Below are 2,697 nucleotides of genomic sequence, written 5' to 3' on the forward strand. Positions count from 1 at the left end.
CCGAGTTCACGCAGCCGGTCCATGTCCTTACGGATGGTGCGCCCGGTGACCTGCAGCCGGTCGGCGAGTTCTGCGCCGGTCCAGTCGCGCCGGGACTGCAACAGCGACAGCAGCCGCAGCAGCCGCGCGGAGGTTTCCAACATTCTCCGAACGAATCCGCGAATTGCGGAACGAAACGTTCCGCAATGGCTTCTACCGAGGGAACCAAGCGCAAGATGAAGAGCCTCGGAAGAGTTCTTCCCAGTGAACGGAACACCTTGATGAGCACCGAGATTCGCCCCTTCACCCTCGACATCCCCCAGTCCGACCTGGATTACCTCCACGACCGCCTGGCCCGGGCCCGCTGGGCCGCCCAGGTGCCCGGCACCGGCTGGGAGCGCGGCATCCCCGAATCCGCGCTGCGCGAGCTGGCCGACTACTGGCGCACCGAATTCGATTGGCGCGCCCAGGAAGCCGCGCTCAATGCCTTCCCCCAGTTCACCACCGAGATCGACGGCCAGCACATCCACTTCCTGCACGTCCGCTCGACTCGTCCGGATGCGCGGCCGCTGCTGCTCACCCACGGCTTCCCCAGCTCGATCGCGGAATTCCTGTACCTGATCCCCCGGCTCACCGATCCCGCCGAGGGCCCGGCCTTCCACGTGATCGCGCCCTCGCTGCCCGGCTACACCCTCTCCACGCCGTTGTCGGCGACCGGGTGGAGCATGGCCCGTGCCGCCCGCGCCTGGATCGAGCTCATGGCCCGCCTGGGTTACGACCGCTACGGCGTGCACGGCGGCGATGTCGGCGGCGGCGTATCCGGTCTGGTCGCGGGACTGGACGGCGAGCACGTGACCGGAGTGCACGTGGTCACCGATCCGATGACGGCGGCCAACGTGGCGACCTTCCTGCCCGGGATGGCCGATCGTCTCGACCCCAACGACCCGGTCGACAAGGTGGTCCTCGACCGCATGGACGCCTTCCGCCGCGAGGGCTCGGGCTATCTCGCCATCCAGAACAGCCGACCGCAGACCATCGGCTACGGACTGGTGGATTCGCCGCTGCTCCAATTGGCGTGGATCGCCGAGAAATTCGAGGCCTGGACCGATCTGCCCATCGACCGCGACCAGCTGCTGACCACGGTCAGCCTGTACTGGTTCACCGGTTCGGGCAGCTCGGCCGCCCACACCCTCTACGAGCAGTCGCATTCCTCCGAGTGGGGCGCGCCGCCGGTGGTTCCGCAGGGTTTCGCCGTCTTCGGCGCGGACGAGACCGTCCGCCGCGTCGTCCCGGCCCCGGCCGACGCGCACTGGTCGGAATTCGAACGCGGCCTGCACTTCCCGGCCATGGAGGATCCGGCCACGCTGGCCGGTGATCTGCAGAGCTTCTTCGGCCCGCTGCGCTGAGCACCCGAAAACCAGGACCGGCCCGGCGTTCTCGCCGGGCCGGTCTCAGGCGATGCGGGAATCCAGCACCGCCAGCAGCTTTTTCGTCGCCACCTCGCGGTAGGCGTCCTCGACGATCTCGCCGATCTCGGCCCAGTCGACCACCACATCCAGGTACACCCCGAGCCAGCCGCGATGCCCCACATACGGCGGCCGGAAGAAGCGTTGCGGCTCGGCCTCGACCAGTTCCTGTTGCACCCCGGCCGGTGCGGCGCACCAGAATCCGCGCCGCTCGTCGTGGTGATGGTCGGCGAACATGACGAACATCTTCCTGCCGCCCGCGAACCAGGCGGGTTCCCCGTGACTGACCTTCTCGGTCACCTCCGGCAGCCCGGCGCACAGGCCGCGCAATCGCTCCAGCGCACTGTCCATACCCCGCAGGCTAGGTGATGATCGCGGCCCGGCCTTGGACGAATGGGAACGACGCGGTTCAGGAGGCGGCGCGCACCCGCAGCAGGTCTTCCAGATCCTCGACGGTGAGTCCCACCAGGCTCTCGCGGAAGGTGCGTCCCGGCGCGTCCGGCACCGGCACCTCGCACGGCACCACCAGCAGCGCGCATCCGGCCGCGTGCGCGGCGGTCGCACCCGTGGGCGAATCCTCGATGGCCACAGCGCTTTCCGGGTCGACGCCGAGCAACTCGGCCGCCCGCAGATACAGGTCCGGCGCGGGCTTGCCGTGCGGCACCTCATCGGCGCAGACCGTGGCTCCGAAGAATTCGCGGCCGATGGTGTCCAGGCCCAACTCCGCCAGTGACCGCTTGGTATTGGTGACCAGCGCCATCGGAATCCCGGCCGCCCGCACCAATTCCAGGGCCTCGCGAGCGCCCGGCCGCCACGGCACCGGACCGCCGAACAGCTCGGTCACCCGCTGTTCCATCCACTCCGAGCCCTGCGCGACCGTCTCGGGCGTGTGCTCGATCCCCAACCCCTCGAACAGGATCCGGAAGGCATTGGGCCCCGACGCCCCGATCAGCGCGTGCCGAACCTCCTCGGTCAGCTCGCGCCCGTACTCCGCCGCCAGTTCGCGCAACGCCAAGTCCCAGAGCTTCTCCGAGTCCAGCAGCGTTCCGTCCATATCCCACAACACCGCGTCCAACCGCGCCACCGACTCGCACTCCTTCCACGCCGAGATTTCGAATGAGAACGAAACCGGCCCCACCTCGGGTGGAGCCGGTTCAGACTAGCCGGGCGATGCGGGTCGGGCCGCTACAGGCCCGAGGCCGCGATCAGCAGGCGGCCGGTGGAGGAATCCACTGGGATCCACCGATTCTCG

General features: G+C 68.7%; 4 protein-coding genes. 1 reads left to right on the forward strand and 3 read right to left on the reverse strand.

What is annotated here, in order from left to right; genetic code table 11:
* Positions 1–143 (reverse strand): helix-turn-helix domain-containing protein (locus ACWELQ_RS43150; protein WP_452402760.1); only part of this gene is annotated, 143 nt, incomplete at its 3' end.
* 117 nt (positions 144–260) lie between these two features.
* Here ACWELQ_RS43150 and ACWELQ_RS43155 point away from each other — a divergent pair.
* The gene (locus tag ACWELQ_RS43155; protein ID WP_452402757.1) at positions 261–1,385 is read left to right on the forward strand and encodes an epoxide hydrolase family protein; all 1,125 of its coding nucleotides are present in this window, start codon (positions 261–263) and stop codon (positions 1,383–1,385) included.
* Positions 1,386–1,430: 45 nt separating this feature from the next.
* On the opposite strand, the gene ACWELQ_RS43160 is transcribed toward ACWELQ_RS43155, so the two are convergent.
* On the reverse strand, positions 1,431–1,796 hold the full coding sequence (locus tag ACWELQ_RS43160) for an MmcQ/YjbR family DNA-binding protein (RefSeq protein WP_452402758.1): 366 nt from the start codon (positions 1,794–1,796) through the stop codon (positions 1,431–1,433).
* Positions 1,797–1,854: 58 nt separating this feature from the next.
* On the reverse strand, positions 1,855–2,529 hold the full coding sequence (locus ACWELQ_RS43165) for an HAD family hydrolase (RefSeq protein WP_452402759.1): 675 nt from the start codon (positions 2,527–2,529) through the stop codon (positions 1,855–1,857).
* Positions 2,530–2,697: the final 168 nt, after the last annotated feature.

The organism is Nocardia sp. NPDC004722 (assembly GCF_053601505.1).